The organism is Agromyces sp. Y558, assembly GCF_059445415.1.
Map to the genome: position 1 here is coordinate 621,701 of NZ_JCAIUH010000001.1, position 13,621 is coordinate 635,321.

The following is a 13,621-nucleotide window of genomic DNA, read 5'->3' on the forward strand; positions in this document are numbered from 1 at the left end:
GGAGGAGGACTATTTGAGGCCGGAGAAGGCGATGCCCTCGACGACGCGGCGTTGCAGCACGATGAAGGAGATGAGCACGGGCGCCATCGCGAGCAGCGATGCTGCCATCAACACGCCGGTGTGCACACTGGCGCGATACCCCTGGAGGGTGGCCAGACCGACGGAGAGCGGCATGGATTCCGGAGTGCTGGCGACGACGAGCGGCCACAGCAGGTCGTTCCACGAGGCGAGGATCGTGATGATCGCGAGCGAGACCATGCCGGGCTTCGCCAGGGGGAGCATGACCTGCCAGAAGATCTGCCAGCTGTTGCATCCGTCCAGGCGCGCGGCCTGCTCGAGCTCCCGCGGCATCGTTCTGAAGTACTGCACCATCAGGAAGGTCCCGAACGCGCTGAACAGACCGGGCAGCGCGATTCCGACGATCGTGTCCAGCAGGCCGAGGTTCTGCACGATCTGGTACTGCGGGATCAGGTAGACCTGTCCGGGAACCATGAGGATCGACAGGATCAGGCCCAGCAGGAGCCCCTTGAACCTGAACTGCATGCGCGCGAAGGCGTAGCCCGCCATCGAACACAGGATGACCTGTGCCACGGTGCGCAGTGCGGTGACCGCGAGCGAGACCCAGAACTGGCTGAGGAACGGAAGCCGCTGGAAGACTTCGACGTAGTTCTCCCACTCGACTCCCGACGGCCAGAAGTTCGGCGGGATCGCCATGATCTCCGCCTCGGTGGAGATCGACAGCTTGATCTGCCAGATGAAGGGGAACAGCATCAGCAGCGAGACGATGATCAGGATCGTGTGTGCGACCCAGTTGCTTCCGTGATTGATCCGGCCCGTCGTCGCGCGGGTTCCGCGACGACCGGTCGAGAGGGCGAAGGTATCAGTCGACATAGTGAACCCACTTCCGCTGAAGCTTGAACTGCGCGTAGGTGAACACCGCGATGATCACCAGCACGAACATGGCGATGGCGGAGGCGTACCCCTTCTCGTTCGCGAGGAACGCAGCGTCGTAGAACATGAAGACGAGCGACTGCGTCTTGGGCATGACGGGGTTGGTCGGCCCGAGGAGCGCGTACAGCAGGTCGAACAGCTGGAAGCCGGAGATGAGCGTCATCACCGACAGGAAGAAGATCGACGGCGTCAGGAGGGGCACCGTGATCGAGAAGAACTGCTTGGTCTGCGTCGCTCCGTCGATCGACGATGCCTCGTAGAGCTCGGCAGGGATGCCCTTGAGACCGGCGGAGAGCACGATCATGTTGAAGCCGATGGACATCCAGAGTCCGAGCACTGCGACCGCGATCAGTGCGAACCATTCCGTGGCGATCCACGCTGGGCCTTCGATTCCGAAGACCCGCAGCGCCGAATTGATGACCCCGTAGTCCTGGTTGTAGATGATCTTCCACACCATCGAGATGGCGGTCGGCATCGCGACGTAGGGAAGGAAGAAGCACGTGCGATACACCATCGCGAACTTCAGCCCGGGGCGGTTCAGCAGGCTCGCGAAGACGGTTGCGATGGGAATGCCCAGCAGGAGGATCGCGGTGTAGATGACGGTGTTCAGAATGGAGCGCAACACCTTGGGGTCGCTGAAGAGCCGGACGTAGTTGTCCAGCCCCGTCCAGGTCGTTCCGCCGAACACGCCCCACTCGGTGAAGCTGAAGTAGAACGACTGCAGGAGCGGCCAGAGGTAGAACGCGGCAACACCGATGAACAGCGGCAGCACGAACAGGATCGGCCAGTACCCGTCGACCGATCGGCGCGGGTGCCCCGTGGGCGCGGGTGCGGGTGCGGGTGCGGGTGCGACAGGAGACGCTCCCGGCACCGGGGCGGGTGCCGTGGCGACACCCACCCCATTCCTCATCGAGGCCATCGTTCCTACTTCTCCTTGGCGAGGGCTTCGTTCATCTGCTCCGCAAGGTCTTGCGCGACCTCGTCGACGGGGCGCTCACCCGAGTAGGCCTCGGGCAGCAGCTCGGTCTCGAGCTTGTTCCAGGCGCTCGTGTTCTTCGAGACCGGGAATGCCTGGGAGTACTCCGTCGCGGCATCCTCGAAGACCTGGAGGTTGTAGTCGGGAGCCGAGTCGACGAAGGCCTGCTGGGTGTCGTTGAACGCAGGGTTCGCCACGCCGAGCTCCGCCTGGATGATGGCGGCCTCCTCCGAGGCGAGGTAGGTGAGGAACGCCTGCGCTGCGGGGTCGCCGGCGGACTTCGCGTTGAGCACGTTGCCGATGCCGTGAATGACCGTCTGGCGATCACCCGACGGGGAGAGCGGCAGTTCGACGGCGGTGACGTCGTCCTTGACGACGGACTCCAGCAACGCGGAGACCTGCCAGTTGCCGGTCCACATCATGCCGGCCTGCCCGTTCGTGAACTTCGTCAGTCCAGTGGTGTCGGCATTCTGTGCGGGAGTGAGCATGGATCCGTCCGCGACCATGTCGGCCCAGAACTGCAGTGCTTCGATCGCTTTCGGGTCGTCGTAGCCCGATTCCCCGTCGGAGATGATGCTTCCGCCGTTGCTCAGAATGGAGGGGTAGACCATCGCCTGGGTGTCGAAGTTGTCACCCGAGCCGATGATCCCCTCGCCGCCCAACGTGTCGCTGATCTGCTTCGCGGCCGCGTGGTATTCGTCCCACGTCCAGTCGGACGTCGGCTCGGCGACGCCGGCACGCGAGAGGATGTCGCGGTTGTAGAAGACGGCGATCGTATCGAAGTCCTTCGGCACGCCGTACTGCACGCCGTCGAGCGTGTAGATGTCGTTCATCGCCTCTGGGTAGTCGGCCGTGTCCAGCACCTTCGCCTCTTCGAACGGCTCGAGAGGTGCCAGCAGGCCGTTGGAGGCGAACAGCTGGAGGTTCGGCCCGTTCATCCAGAAGACGTCGGGCAGAGTTCCGGATGACCCTTGAGTCTGCAGTTTGGTGAAGTACTGCGGGTACGCCGTGAGCTCGATGGAGACCTCCACATTCGGGTAGGTCTTGTTGAAGTCGGCGATGAGCTCCTCCATCGCCGGCTGCTGGTTGACATCCCAGATGGCGTAGGAGACGTCCCCGGTGACGTCGGCCGGGTCGGCGTTGGCATCGATCTCACTGGAGCCGGAATCCGCGCCAGACGCGCAACCGGACAGCAGGACGGCGATCGCGGCGACGCCGAGGCCTCTTTTCAGGAACCGCATGCGGCTTCTCACTTTCGTTCGTTCATGGGAGGGGGACATCCGTCTGCGCCGTCGACCGAGTGTCGGTCAGTCAGCCTCGACCTGATGCCTGTCGAAGTACCGCTGTACTTCGACGGGGAGCGGGGCGATGGCTCGTGGCCTCGACCCGTCCCGCAGCGACTCGGCAGCTGTGATGCCCGTCGCGACGGCCTGTCTGGCGGCGACGGGCGACGTCTCGGTCGCACCGCCGTCGCGGACGAACCGCAGGAACTCGGCCATGGTCAGCTGGTCGGCGTCTCCATGACCTGCCTCGTCACCGTCGATCGGAAACTCGAGGTCACCGTGCTCCTGGTATTCGTGCCGCTTGTTCCACACGCGCACCACGCCGCCTGACGAGTCACCGAAGTTCTCGGCCCGCCCGTGCGTGCCGATGATCGTGTAGTTGCGCCAATAGTCGGGCGTGAAATGACACTGCTGGTACGAGGCGAGTACGCCATTGGCGAGCCGCATCTGGATCATCGAGATGTCTTCGACGTCGATGACGGGGTTGAGATCGGTCTGCTCAGTCGGAGGCCAGTTGTCGGAGCTGAACCAGTCGCCCATGAGACGGTCGGCGTTGTCTCGGCGGGAGGTGACGTCGCGGTAGACCATGAGGTCGCCCATGCCGGTGACGAGCTCGGTATAGGCCCCCGCGAGCCAGTGGATCACATCGATGTCGTGGGCGCCCTTCTGCAGCAGGAGGCTCCCGACACGGCTGCGCTCGGCGTGCCAGTCCTTGAAGTAGTAGTCGCCGCCGTTGCCGACGAAGTGCCTGCACCAGATGGCCTTCACCTCGCCGATGGCCCCGCTCTGCACGACGTCGCGTAGGGTGCGCACGACGCTCATGTGACGCATGTTGTGACCGACGTACAGCTTGCTTCCCGACTCATGGGCCGCAGCGAGGATGCGATCGCATTCTGCGAGGCTGATCGCGAGCGGCTTCTCGAGGTAGACGGCGATTCCAGCGCGCAACAGGAACTCCGCGACGTCGGCGTGCGCGTCGTCGGGCGTCGTGATGACGGCGGCGTCGAGGTCGTACTCTGCGAACTGCCGGTAGTCGGTGACGAATGCGATCCCGTCGCCGAAGAGCGAGCGCGCGCGCTCTTCGGCTTGGGGGCGGAGGTCGGCGACGATGGTGAGCTCTGCGGCGGTGCCCTGCCCCGTCACCCACCGGCCGATACCGGCTCTCGCACCGACACCGACGAGTCCGACTCGGAGTGCGGTGCTCACACGGTCTCGTTCGCATCGGTCGGCGTCGTGATGTCGGGCACGGGGACTCCTGAGATTCCGAAGAGCTGGGTGGATGACTTCTGGAATGCGAGTGCGAGCGCTCCGAGCGCTGTTCCCACCGACCCCAGTGGGGACGCCACCACGGGGGGCTTGTCGGCGAGCACGCTGAGATGGTGGATCTCTGCGCTGAGCATGTCGACGAACAGGTCGGCGGAGTGCGAGAGGCCACCTCCGACGACGATGAGTGCAGGGTCCACGGCGAGGCTCACCGTCGTGATGAGCGGAGCGATCTCCTTCGTGAACGTGCGCACCTCGTCGAGCGCGGCCGTGTCACCATCGAGAGCCTTCGCGAAGACGCCTTCCGCGGTGTCGGCGCTCTTCCACGTGAGTTGACCCTTCACGGAGTTGCTGGCCCATCGCATGCCGCGCAGGCTGCCGACCTCGCCCGAGCTATTGTGGGCTCCTTGGAAGATCTGGCCGTCGAAGGTCAGTGCCAGGGAGACCCGGTTGCCCGTTTGGATGTAGAGAATGTTCTCCACGGATTGCGCGGCGCCCATGTGGTGCTCGGCGAACGCGGCGAGCTTGATGTCGTTCTCGAGGAACGCATCGCACCCGAGATGGGCGCCGAGCTCTTCGGCGATTGCGAGACCGTTCCATGCGGGCACGGCGATGCTGTGTGCGAGGCGACCGTCATCCCCGAGGATTCCCGACACTGCGATGCACGCCGCACGCAGACGCGTGCGGGCAAGCCCGGTCGACTCCAGCGCCTGCACGACCGTGTCGCCGACGAATCGAAGACGTTCCTCGCTCTCGGGGGATCCCTCGAAGCTGCGCTCGACACGGGCGATGACTCGGCCCCTGAGATCTGCGATGAGCACGCGAACGTTTCGAGGCCCCGCGTCGATGCCTGCGACGAGTGAACTCGTCGCCTCCAACGCGAAACGGCGCGCAGGTCGCCCTCCGGCACTGGATGCACCTTCGGCCGCGTAGCTCGTGACGACACCTCGCTGCTCGAATGCGGCGATGACGGCATCGACCGTCGGGCGTGACAACCCGGTTCGCTGTGCGATGTCACTCAGCGTCAGTGGGGACGACGCGCTGCGCAGCACATGAACGCAGGAGAGCGCATTCGCGCGACGAATGTCTGCTGGACCAAATGTGTTCATTCGACCGTTCTTCTCCGTCGGCGTCATCGCTCGGGCATAACGCTAGCAGGTTACAAAACCGCCTATCGAAACCCTTCGACCATCGAGTTCACCTCGCCGTCCCTGCATCCCGGCCGCGAAATACCGCGGGTCGCCGGCCGTACTGCGATGATGATCTTCAGAGGCGTGCCATCCCGCCGAGCAAGAAACCGAGCGGCTTCCTGCGACGGCGCTCGACCTGTGACACGTTCCATCGTTCCTGAGAGCCGCTTCCCCACCGGAGATCATCTTGGCGATCAAGCTGCGCACAGACACGTCCGACAGATACAAGCCTGAACCGTCGGTGCTCACGGCACTGCGCACGCCGCGCATCCTCACGAAAGAGGTGCTGGCCGGTCTCGTGGTCGCCGTCGCGCTCATCCCCGAGGCGATCTCCTTCTCGATCATCGCGGGGGTCGACCCGCGCGTGGGGCTCTTCTCCTCGTTCGTGATGGCGGTTTCCATCGCCTTCCTCGGCGGCCGCCCGGCCATGATCACCGCAGCGACCGGCGCCGTCGCGCTCGTCATCGCACCGGTCGCCCGCGAGTACGGGATGGACTACTTCATCGCCACCGTCATCCTCGGCGGAATCTTCCAGGTGATCATGGGCGTGCTCGGTGTCGCGCGCCTCATGCGCTTCATCCCGCGAAGCGTGATGGTCGGCTTCGTCAACTCGCTCGCGATCCTGATCTTCACCGCCCAGCTTCCGCAGCTGATCGGGGTGCCGTGGTTGGTGTATCCGCTGGTCGCTGCCGGGTTGCTCATCATGGTGTTCATGCCGAAGCTGACCAAGCTCGTTCCGGCCCCGCTCGTCGCGATCGTCCTGATCACGGCCGCGACCGTCGCCACAGGCCTCAACGTGCCGACCGTCGGCGACCAGGGTGAACTGCCCGAGAGCCTGCCCGAGCTGTTCATCCCGAACATCCCGCTCACTTGGGAGACGTTCACCACCATCGCCCCGTACGCGCTCGCGTTGGCCCTCGTCGGCCTGCTCGAGTCGTTGATGACGGCGAAGCTCGTCGACGACATCACCGATACGCACTCGCGCAAGACCCGCGAATCGCTCGGCCAGGGCGCCGCGAACATCCTCTCCGGCCTGTTCGGCGGCATGGGCGGTTGCGCGATGATCGGCCAGACCATGATCAACGTCAAGGTCTCGGGCGCCCGCACCCGAATCTCGACATTCCTCGCCGGTGTGTTCCTGCTGGTGCTCATCCTCGTGCTCGGCGACGTCGTCGCGATCATCCCGATGGCCGCGCTCGTCGCAGTCATGATCATGGTCACGGTCGCGACCTTCGACTGGCACTCCATCCGGTGGACCACACTCAAGCGCATGCCGAAGAGCGAGACTCTGGTCATGGTCGCCACCGTCGCGGTCGTCGTGGCTACTCACAACCTCGCCATCGGCGTCATCGTGGGCGTCATCGTCGCCATGGTCGCGTTCGCCCGCAGGGTCGCCCACTTCGCAACCGTCGTACGTAGCATCGACACGGACGCGAGCGTGCCGACCGTCAACTACACGGTCGATGGCGAGCTCTTCTTCGCCTCGAGCAACGACCTCACGACGCAGTTCGAGTACGCCGACGACCCCGAACGAGTCGTCATCGACCTGTCGAATTCACACATCTGGGATGCCTCGACGGTCGCCGCCCTCGACGCCATCACGACGAAGTACGAGCATCACGGCAAGCGTGCCGTGATCGTTGGACTGAACGAAGCGAGCACCACGATGCGCGACCGGCTCGCCGGCAATCTCGGCGCCGGGCACTGACGTTCAGCTCGCGAACCCGAGTTGCTGCAGGCGAACACCCAGTAGGGCTGTCGGTGGTCGGGTGCAGACTGGCTGCATGTGCGGACGATTCGCAAACGACGCAAAGCTCGATGAGCTCATCCAGGAGTTCGTCGCAGAGGGCAACGACTACCGCGACTGGAAGCCCCAGTACTCGATCGCCCCGACCCAGCTCGTGCCGATCGTGCGCGAGCGGCAGAACAAGCAGACCGGTGAGATCACCCGCTCGATCGATGCCGCCGTGTGGAACTTCCACCCCTCGTTCATGAAGGAGTCCAAGCGCCCGCAGTTCAACACCCGCATCGAGACGGTCGCGACCAACGGACTGTGGAAGGGCGCGTTCGCTTCATCCCGGTGCCTCGTGCCGATGCGTGGCTACTACGAGTGGACCGGTGAGCCGGGCCACAAACAGGCATTCTTCCTGCACGGCGAGCAGCCGCTGCTCGCCGCCGCCGGCATCTACACCACCCGCAAGATCGGCGACGAATGGGAGGTCTCGACGTCGATCATCACGCGCGAGGCCAGGGATGCCTCGGGCGAGGTGCACGATCGCATGCCTGTCTTCCTCGAGCGCGACGCATGGCAGGAGTACCTGGCGCCGGTGAAGCTCGACGACGAAGGCAAAGCCGAGATGCTCGACCTGCTCACCTCCGAGTCCGAGCGCGTCGCCGCCACGATCTCCAATTACGAGGTCGACCGCCGGGTCAACAACTCGCGCGCCGTCGACCCGGCCGACCCGAGCCTGATCGCTCCGCTCGGCTGAGCCGAAGTCGCCCCGGGCAGCGCCTGCGCGCCGAGCAGCGGGTCTCCATGGGAGTCTCCGGAGAATCGGCGGCGAGCCCTTGCGGCATCCGCTCACTCTCGGAATCGTGGCTGACTCGCCGCCAGACAGGAAGGGGAGCAACATGCTCACACTCACCGAATCGGCAACCACGGTCGTGAAGGCCATCGTCGCGCAGAGCATCGGGTCGACCGATGGAGGCCTTCGCATCAACAGCGACGATCCGGAGGCCACCGAGTTCGCGGTGCGCATCGTCGAGGCGCCCGAAGACCTCGATGCGATCGTCGAACGCGACGGCGCGCGCGTCTATCTCGGCACGAATGCCGTCATCGCGCTCGACGACAAGGTGCTCGACGCCGAGATCGGCGACGACGGCACCGCCCGGTTCGCCATCGCGACGCAGGGCTGAGTCCGAGGTCGCCCGGGCGAGCGGTCTCCGCCGCCGCCCGGGCGAAACCGGCCCCCGCGGTACGGGGAGCGGCCCGATCACGGCGTCGACGCGGGCGCCGCCTCGAGCCGGCCGGATGCCACGGCTGCGACGAATGCCTCGAAGTCGCGTTCGTTCTGGTCGGCGTAGCCGACCGCGAAATCGGCGACCGCCTCATCGAACCGGTCGCTGCCACCGAGGTACGCGGCGATCGCCACCCGGTCGCCCGAACGAGCGTGGGCCCGCGCGAGCGTCTCGCCGCAGATGCGCGCGTAGAGCTTCGCCCCGGTCGGCCTCGCGTGCTCGACGTCGAAGCCGCCCTTCCAGTCGTGCAACTGTCTCAGGTAGTAGTCGCGTTCCACGCCATCATGGCCGGTCACCCGCTGCCACCCGAGGAACAGGTCACTCGCGGCCTGCATCAGGCGTTGGCCCCTGACGACGCGTTCACCGTGATGTTCGTATCGGCTCGGCCCCAGGAACCGTTCGAGCACCGACGACTGGGACTGTTTCGCCTGCAGCAGCAGCGGGTCGTCGTTGTCACGACCGCGCAGCAGCACGATCCACGCCCTGGTGCCGACACTCCCGACGCCGACGACCTTCCGGGCCATGTGCACGAAGGTGTACTCGCGCAACGGATGCCTCGAGAGGGGCAGCGTCGCCTCGTAGTCACGCAGCAACGCGCGCATCTGCTGCTCATCGTCGTCGCGAGAACGGTCGTCGGGCCGTAAGTCCTCGAGAGGCACGATCAACGGCGGGTCGCCCGTGATTCGCAGGTCACCGTCGACGACGCTCACGAGCTTCGAGAATGCGCGCATACCGTCACGGGTTCGGGCTTTCGAGAGTGTCGCCTCGGTGCGTTTCACCTCTTCCTTCAGCACCCGGGCCGCCCGATGCTCGTCGCGGACCCATTCGGCGATCTGGTCGGCGTCGAGCCGGTCGTACCAGGCGTCGATCACGCGCGATGCGGCGGACCGGCGCATCCGCTTGCGATAACCGCGCACCGACTCGACGGCGATCGCTCGTCGCTCGACCTCGGTGAAGCCGAGCTGCCTGCCTGCGACCTCGAAGCTCGCGGCGAGCCGCTTGACGTCCCACTCCCACGGGCCGGGCAGCGTCTCGTCGAAGTCGTTGATGTCGAAGACGAGCTTGCGTTCGGGTGTACCGAAGACGCCGAAGTTCGAGAGGTGGGCGTCGCCGCAGATCTGCGCGGTGATGCCCGAGTCGGCCGTGCCGGCCAGGTCGGCGGCCATGATGAGGGCCGCGCCCCGGTAGAAGGCGAACGGCGAGACCATCATGCGGGCGTGCCGGATCGGGATGAGCTCGGGCACCCGGGTCGTCGCCTGCTCTTCGAGCAGCGCGACGGGGTCCGGCCGGTCGGCGGCCGGGCGCCAGTCGGCGTGCGCGCCCCTCGGTGAGCGGCGCCGGGCCGCGCGCCCCAATTGGGCGCGGCCCGCGAAGTCGGTCGGTGAGGGTTGCGACACCTCGGCCTCGGGCGGCGAGACGGCGTCGGATGTCGCGTGGTGGGCCTTCATGGTGCTCCCCCGTTCTTCGTGGCGACCGGCCGAGTCACGTGACCGGCGGGGCATCCGCATTCTCAGGCCGTCGCCCCATGACCTCTGCGGGGATGCCGCGCGAGAACAACAGCGATGCGAGTGCGAACACGATGAGCGCGAAGAACGCGGTGCGCAGTGACGAGATCTGCGATTCGCTGTAGACGCGGGTGAGTTCTTCGCCCTCGGCCTCTGAGAGCCCCGCCTTCTCCGCGATGTCGTCGACGTCGGCGGCCGGCACGATCTCGACGCCGGTCTGCGTGCGTTCGTCGATGATCGACCTGACCTCGGCCGGGAGCTCGCTCGACACCACCCCCGAGGCGAACGAGGTGGCGAGCGCCCCGATCAGCACCGATCCGATGAGCGCCGTGCCGAGCGAGGAGCCGAGGTTCTGGAACACGCCCTGCAGTCCGCCGACCTCGCTGGTCTGCGACTCGGTCACGCTCGACATGTTGACGTTTCCGAGCTGAGACGCGAGCAGGCCGAGGGCGGCACCGGCGATGAACATGCCGCACCCGAAGGCGATGCTCTGCAGTTCGAGGTCGACCGACCCGAGCAGCAGCACGGAGGCCACCACGAGCGCTACCTGGCCCCATCGCACGATGCGTCGCGGCGACCACAGCCGCGAAAGCCGCGTGCCGATGATCGAGAAGAGGATGAGCGAGATCGAGAGCGGGAAGATCTTGAGCCCCGTCTCGAGCGCATCGAGCCCGAGAGTCATCTGCAGGTACACCGGCACCATGAAGAAGAGCCCGGCCGTGATCGTGTACTGCGCGCCGAGCACCGCGAGCCCGCTGCGGAGCCGGGTGATCGAGAACAGCGACACGTCGAGGAGCGGCGCCCGCCCCGCGGCTGAAAGCCGGCGCTGACGGCGCATGAACAGTGCGAGCAGCGCGCCGCCGGCGAGTATGAGCCACGCACACAGCGAGATGCCGAGCGGTGCGATCTCGACGCCGCCGATCTCGGGCGACTGCAGCGGCGTGATCCAGCCCCACGTCTTGCTCTGCAGCATGCCGAGCACCACGAACACGAGCCCGACAGCCGAGAGCAGCACGCTCCACACGTCGATGCGCACCGTCTGACGGGCGGTGCGGTCGGCGATCACGCGAGTGAAGAGCACGACCACGATCATGATGACGACCTCGGCGACGAACACGTACCGCCAGCTCGCATAGGTCGTGAGAAAGCCGCCGATGAGCGGACCGGCCGCGACTGCAGCGCCCGAGACCGCCCCGATGATCGCGTACGCGGTGATGCGGTCGGGGCCTTCGTAGTTGTCGGCGATGAGCGCCGCGACCGCCGGGATGACGAGCACCGCACCGACGCCCTCGATGATCGACCAGCCGAGGAAGAGGACCTGCACGTTCGGGCTCAGTGCCGTCATGAGCGAGCCGACAGCGTAGATGCACGAGCCGATGACGAAGGCCCGCCGCCGCCCCCACACGTCGCCGAGCTTCGCACCGAGCAGCATGAGCGAGGCCATCGTGAGCGTGTAGAACGTGATCGCCGTCTGCATCGCGGTGACACTCGTGTCGAGGTCTTCGACCACCGTCGAGATGGAGACGTTCATGACGGTGCCATCGAGGACCATGACGAACTGGGCGGATCCGAGGACCGCGACGACCGACCACTTGTTCATGTGACCCCGCTTCCGACAACGACGTGGAACGAGCGGTCGGGCGGGCCGGCTGACCCGGGCGACCTTTGGCAAGGTGCAGCCGAGGTCAGTATGGCAGCGGATGCCCCGTGGCGGGCGATTTTCTGCGTGCGAAGTGAGCGTTTCTCACCCCGCTGATCGGGCGTGCGCTGCGTTGGTCCAGCGCCGATCGCGCGTCGGTCGCGTCAGTCGCGTCAGTCGAGCGCCGTCCACTCGTCGATCGAGACCGCGTCGAGCCCCGCGAGCGCCTCGGCGACGGCCGGCTTCGTCTTCCCGCAGACATCGACGGGGTAGCGCACGGAGACGACCGACCCGTCGGCGGCCTCGAGCCAGAGCGGGGGCACGATCTCCATCGAGGCCGCGCACACCGTGTCGGTCGGGGAGACGTCATCAGGTGCCGCGAGCGCGCTGAGCAGCGGGCCGAAGTCGCCCTCGTACCGGGTCACCGTCACCACGACGTCGAGCGCGCCGTCACTCCGGCCCGCGTCGCGCATCTCGAACTCGCAGCCGAGCGCCGCGACGACGTCGAACCCGGCGGGCACCCGCCCAGGCTCGGGAATCGGTGTCGCCGCCGGTGCGTCGGGCGATGGCACGAGCAGTCCGTTGAGCGTGCGGCAGTCGACGGCGTCGTAGGTCACGGCCGGGGCGTCCGGTTCCTCCACGACGACGGAGGGCAGCGGTGCAGGGGGCTCGGGCAGCGGCGCGGCCAGGAGGTTCTGGGCGCACCCCGACAGGAGCGCCGCTCCGGCGACGACGGCCAGCAGCCGCGCGGCGGCAGATCGAGCGTGGGACATCCGGGCCTCCCTGGCAGAGTGATCGACGTTCAATCTCTAGAGACGAACGAATGCCCCGAAACGTTGTGGTCCCGGTCGCGAGGTTAACCCGGCGAAGCCTCAGACGTGCATGCCCTCCATGAACGGCTCGTACCGGTAGCCGTCGTCGTCGAGGATCGCGACGGTCGACTCCGGCACTTCGACGAATGCGCCGGGAAGGTTGTTGAGGGGCTCGGAGACGACGACGCGCGCCTTCTGGCCGAAGAGACGCAGGCGCGGGAAATCCGGGTACATCTCCTGCAGCGTCGGAATGTCCACGGAGTGGAACAACGTGCGCGACTCCCCCTCCGACGAGTACCGGAAGGCCCAGATCGTCGCTCCGTCGGCGATGGCGACCGTGCCCTGCATCGGATACCCGATGCCGTGCTCGTGGCCGGTCTCCTCGACGAACCGCACGGCCTTCGTCATGCCTGCGATCGGGTCGTCGAGGAGGCCGAACGTCAAGGCGAGATGGAAGAGCACCTCCGAGTCGGTCGTGCCCAGTACGTCGGGGTAGAGCGAAGGATCGATGGCGAAAGTGAGCTCACGCTTGATCGTGCGGAAGCCGTGGATGACTCCGTTGTGCATGAAGAGCCAGTTGTGGTGGCGGAACGGATGGCAGTTGGTGCGCTGGATCGGCGGACCTCCGGCCGCACGCACGTGGCTGAAGAACAGCGGGCTTTCGATCGACTCGGTGATCTCGCGGAGGTTCTCGTCATTCCAGGCCGGTTCGACGCTGTGGAACGTCGATGGATGACTCCCCGCCGTCGAGCCGGGGGGATACCAGCCGACGCCGAAGCCGTCGCCGTTGACCGTTTCGGCGCCGAGTGGCGAATCGAGTGCCTGCGCGACGAGCGAGTGCTGCGCGTCGAGGATCACGAGGGAGGGTTGGAGCGGTTCTCCCGAGTATGCAAGCCAGCGACACATGCGACTCAACTCCTTCGTCGGCACCGACATGAGGATGCGGTCAGCCTAGCGCCGTCGCGAGTGTTCCTCATCTATTTT

Annotated in this window: 12 protein-coding genes; 3 read left to right on the forward strand and 9 right to left on the reverse strand. The window is 66.1% G+C overall.

The genetic code is table 11. The features are described 5' to 3' along the window. Positions 1–9: 9 nt before the first annotated feature. The 5 genes from AC1C2T_RS02950 to AC1C2T_RS02970 form a co-directional block, all read right to left on the reverse strand. Complete coding sequence (locus AC1C2T_RS02950) at positions 10–891, reverse strand: carbohydrate ABC transporter permease (RefSeq protein ID WP_495384194.1); 882 nt, start codon at positions 889–891, stop codon at positions 10–12. Further along, complete coding sequence (locus AC1C2T_RS02955; protein WP_495384195.1) at positions 881–1,861, reverse strand: carbohydrate ABC transporter permease; 981 nt, start codon at positions 1,859–1,861, stop codon at positions 881–883. Before AC1C2T_RS02955 ends, AC1C2T_RS02950 begins: the two co-directional genes overlap by 11 nt. Before the next feature lie 14 nt (positions 1,862–1,875). Then, complete coding sequence (locus tag AC1C2T_RS02960; protein ID WP_495361698.1) at positions 1,876–3,168, reverse strand: ABC transporter substrate-binding protein; 1,293 nt, start codon at positions 3,166–3,168, stop codon at positions 1,876–1,878. Between the two features lie 66 nt (positions 3,169–3,234). Continuing rightward, entirely contained in the window at positions 3,235–4,416 is a 1,182-nt protein-coding gene (locus tag AC1C2T_RS02965) for a Gfo/Idh/MocA family protein (RefSeq protein WP_495384196.1), read from the reverse strand. Further along, on the reverse strand, positions 4,413–5,609 hold the full coding sequence (locus tag AC1C2T_RS02970; RefSeq protein ID WP_495384197.1) for an ROK family transcriptional regulator: 1,197 nt from the start codon (positions 5,607–5,609) through the stop codon (positions 4,413–4,415). Before AC1C2T_RS02970 ends, AC1C2T_RS02965 begins: the two co-directional genes overlap by 4 nt. A gap of 295 nt (positions 5,610–5,904) precedes the next feature. Between AC1C2T_RS02970 and AC1C2T_RS02975 the strand changes: the two genes are divergently transcribed. From AC1C2T_RS02975 to AC1C2T_RS02985, 3 genes are all read left to right on the forward strand, one after another. Further along, a complete protein-coding gene (locus AC1C2T_RS02975; RefSeq protein ID WP_495384198.1) occupies positions 5,905–7,371 on the forward strand; it encodes a SulP family inorganic anion transporter in 1,467 nt (488 codons plus the stop codon). A gap of 76 nt (positions 7,372–7,447) precedes the next feature. Continuing rightward, positions 7,448–8,152 (forward strand): SOS response-associated peptidase, encoded by a 705-nt coding sequence (locus tag AC1C2T_RS02980; RefSeq protein ID WP_495384199.1) that lies wholly within the window; start codon positions 7,448–7,450, stop codon positions 8,150–8,152. A gap of 142 nt (positions 8,153–8,294) precedes the next feature. After that, positions 8,295–8,579: an iron-sulfur cluster assembly accessory protein gene (locus tag AC1C2T_RS02985; RefSeq protein ID WP_495361693.1), complete on the forward strand. Its 285-nt coding sequence runs from the start codon at positions 8,295–8,297 to the stop codon at positions 8,577–8,579. A 77-nt stretch (positions 8,580–8,656) separates the two neighbouring features. Here AC1C2T_RS02985 and AC1C2T_RS02990 read toward each other — a convergent pair whose 3' ends face one another. The 4 genes from AC1C2T_RS02990 to AC1C2T_RS03005 form a co-directional block, all read right to left on the reverse strand. Next, positions 8,657–10,129, reverse strand: a complete 1,473-nt coding sequence (locus AC1C2T_RS02990; protein ID WP_495384200.1) for a DUF2252 domain-containing protein — start codon at positions 10,127–10,129, stop codon at positions 8,657–8,659. Positions 10,130–10,163: 34 nt separating this feature from the next. Continuing rightward, a complete protein-coding gene (locus AC1C2T_RS02995; protein ID WP_495361691.1) occupies positions 10,164–11,786 on the reverse strand; it encodes an MFS transporter in 1,623 nt (540 codons plus the stop codon). A gap of 212 nt (positions 11,787–11,998) precedes the next feature. Then, a complete protein-coding gene (locus tag AC1C2T_RS03000; RefSeq protein WP_495384201.1) occupies positions 11,999–12,598 on the reverse strand; it encodes a hypothetical protein in 600 nt (199 codons plus the stop codon). Positions 12,599–12,697: 99 nt separating this feature from the next. Beyond that, positions 12,698–13,543: a class II glutamine amidotransferase gene (locus tag AC1C2T_RS03005; protein ID WP_495384202.1), complete on the reverse strand. Its 846-nt coding sequence runs from the start codon at positions 13,541–13,543 to the stop codon at positions 12,698–12,700. Positions 13,544–13,621: the final 78 nt, after the last annotated feature.

Excerpts from the sequence above, each read along its gene's own strand:
- AC1C2T_RS02950 (WP_495384194.1), bottom strand. The coding sequence starts at position 891 with ATGTCGACTGATACCTTCGCCCTCTCGACCGGTCGTCGCGGAACCCGC.
- AC1C2T_RS02955 (WP_495384195.1), bottom strand. The coding sequence starts at position 1,861 with ATGAGGAATGGGGTGGGTGTCGCCACGGCACCCGCCCCGGTGCCGGGA.
- AC1C2T_RS02960 (WP_495361698.1), bottom strand. The coding sequence starts at position 3,168 with ATGCGGTTCCTGAAAAGAGGCCTCGGCGTCGCCGCGATCGCCGTCCTG.
- AC1C2T_RS02970 (WP_495384197.1), bottom strand. The coding sequence starts at position 5,609 with ATGACGCCGACGGAGAAGAACGGTCGAATGAACACATTTGGTCCAGCA.
- AC1C2T_RS02980 (WP_495384199.1), top strand. The coding sequence starts at position 7,448 with ATGTGCGGACGATTCGCAAACGACGCAAAGCTCGATGAGCTCATCCAG.
- AC1C2T_RS02985 (WP_495361693.1), top strand. The coding sequence starts at position 8,295 with ATGCTCACACTCACCGAATCGGCAACCACGGTCGTGAAGGCCATCGTC.
- AC1C2T_RS02990 (WP_495384200.1), bottom strand. The coding sequence starts at position 10,129 with ATGAAGGCCCACCACGCGACATCCGACGCCGTCTCGCCGCCCGAGGCC.
- AC1C2T_RS02995 (WP_495361691.1), bottom strand. The coding sequence starts at position 11,786 with ATGAACAAGTGGTCGGTCGTCGCGGTCCTCGGATCCGCCCAGTTCGTC.
- AC1C2T_RS03000 (WP_495384201.1), bottom strand. The coding sequence starts at position 12,598 with ATGTCCCACGCTCGATCTGCCGCCGCGCGGCTGCTGGCCGTCGTCGCC.
- AC1C2T_RS03005 (WP_495384202.1), bottom strand. The coding sequence starts at position 13,543 with ATGTGTCGCTGGCTTGCATACTCGGGAGAACCGCTCCAACCCTCCCTC.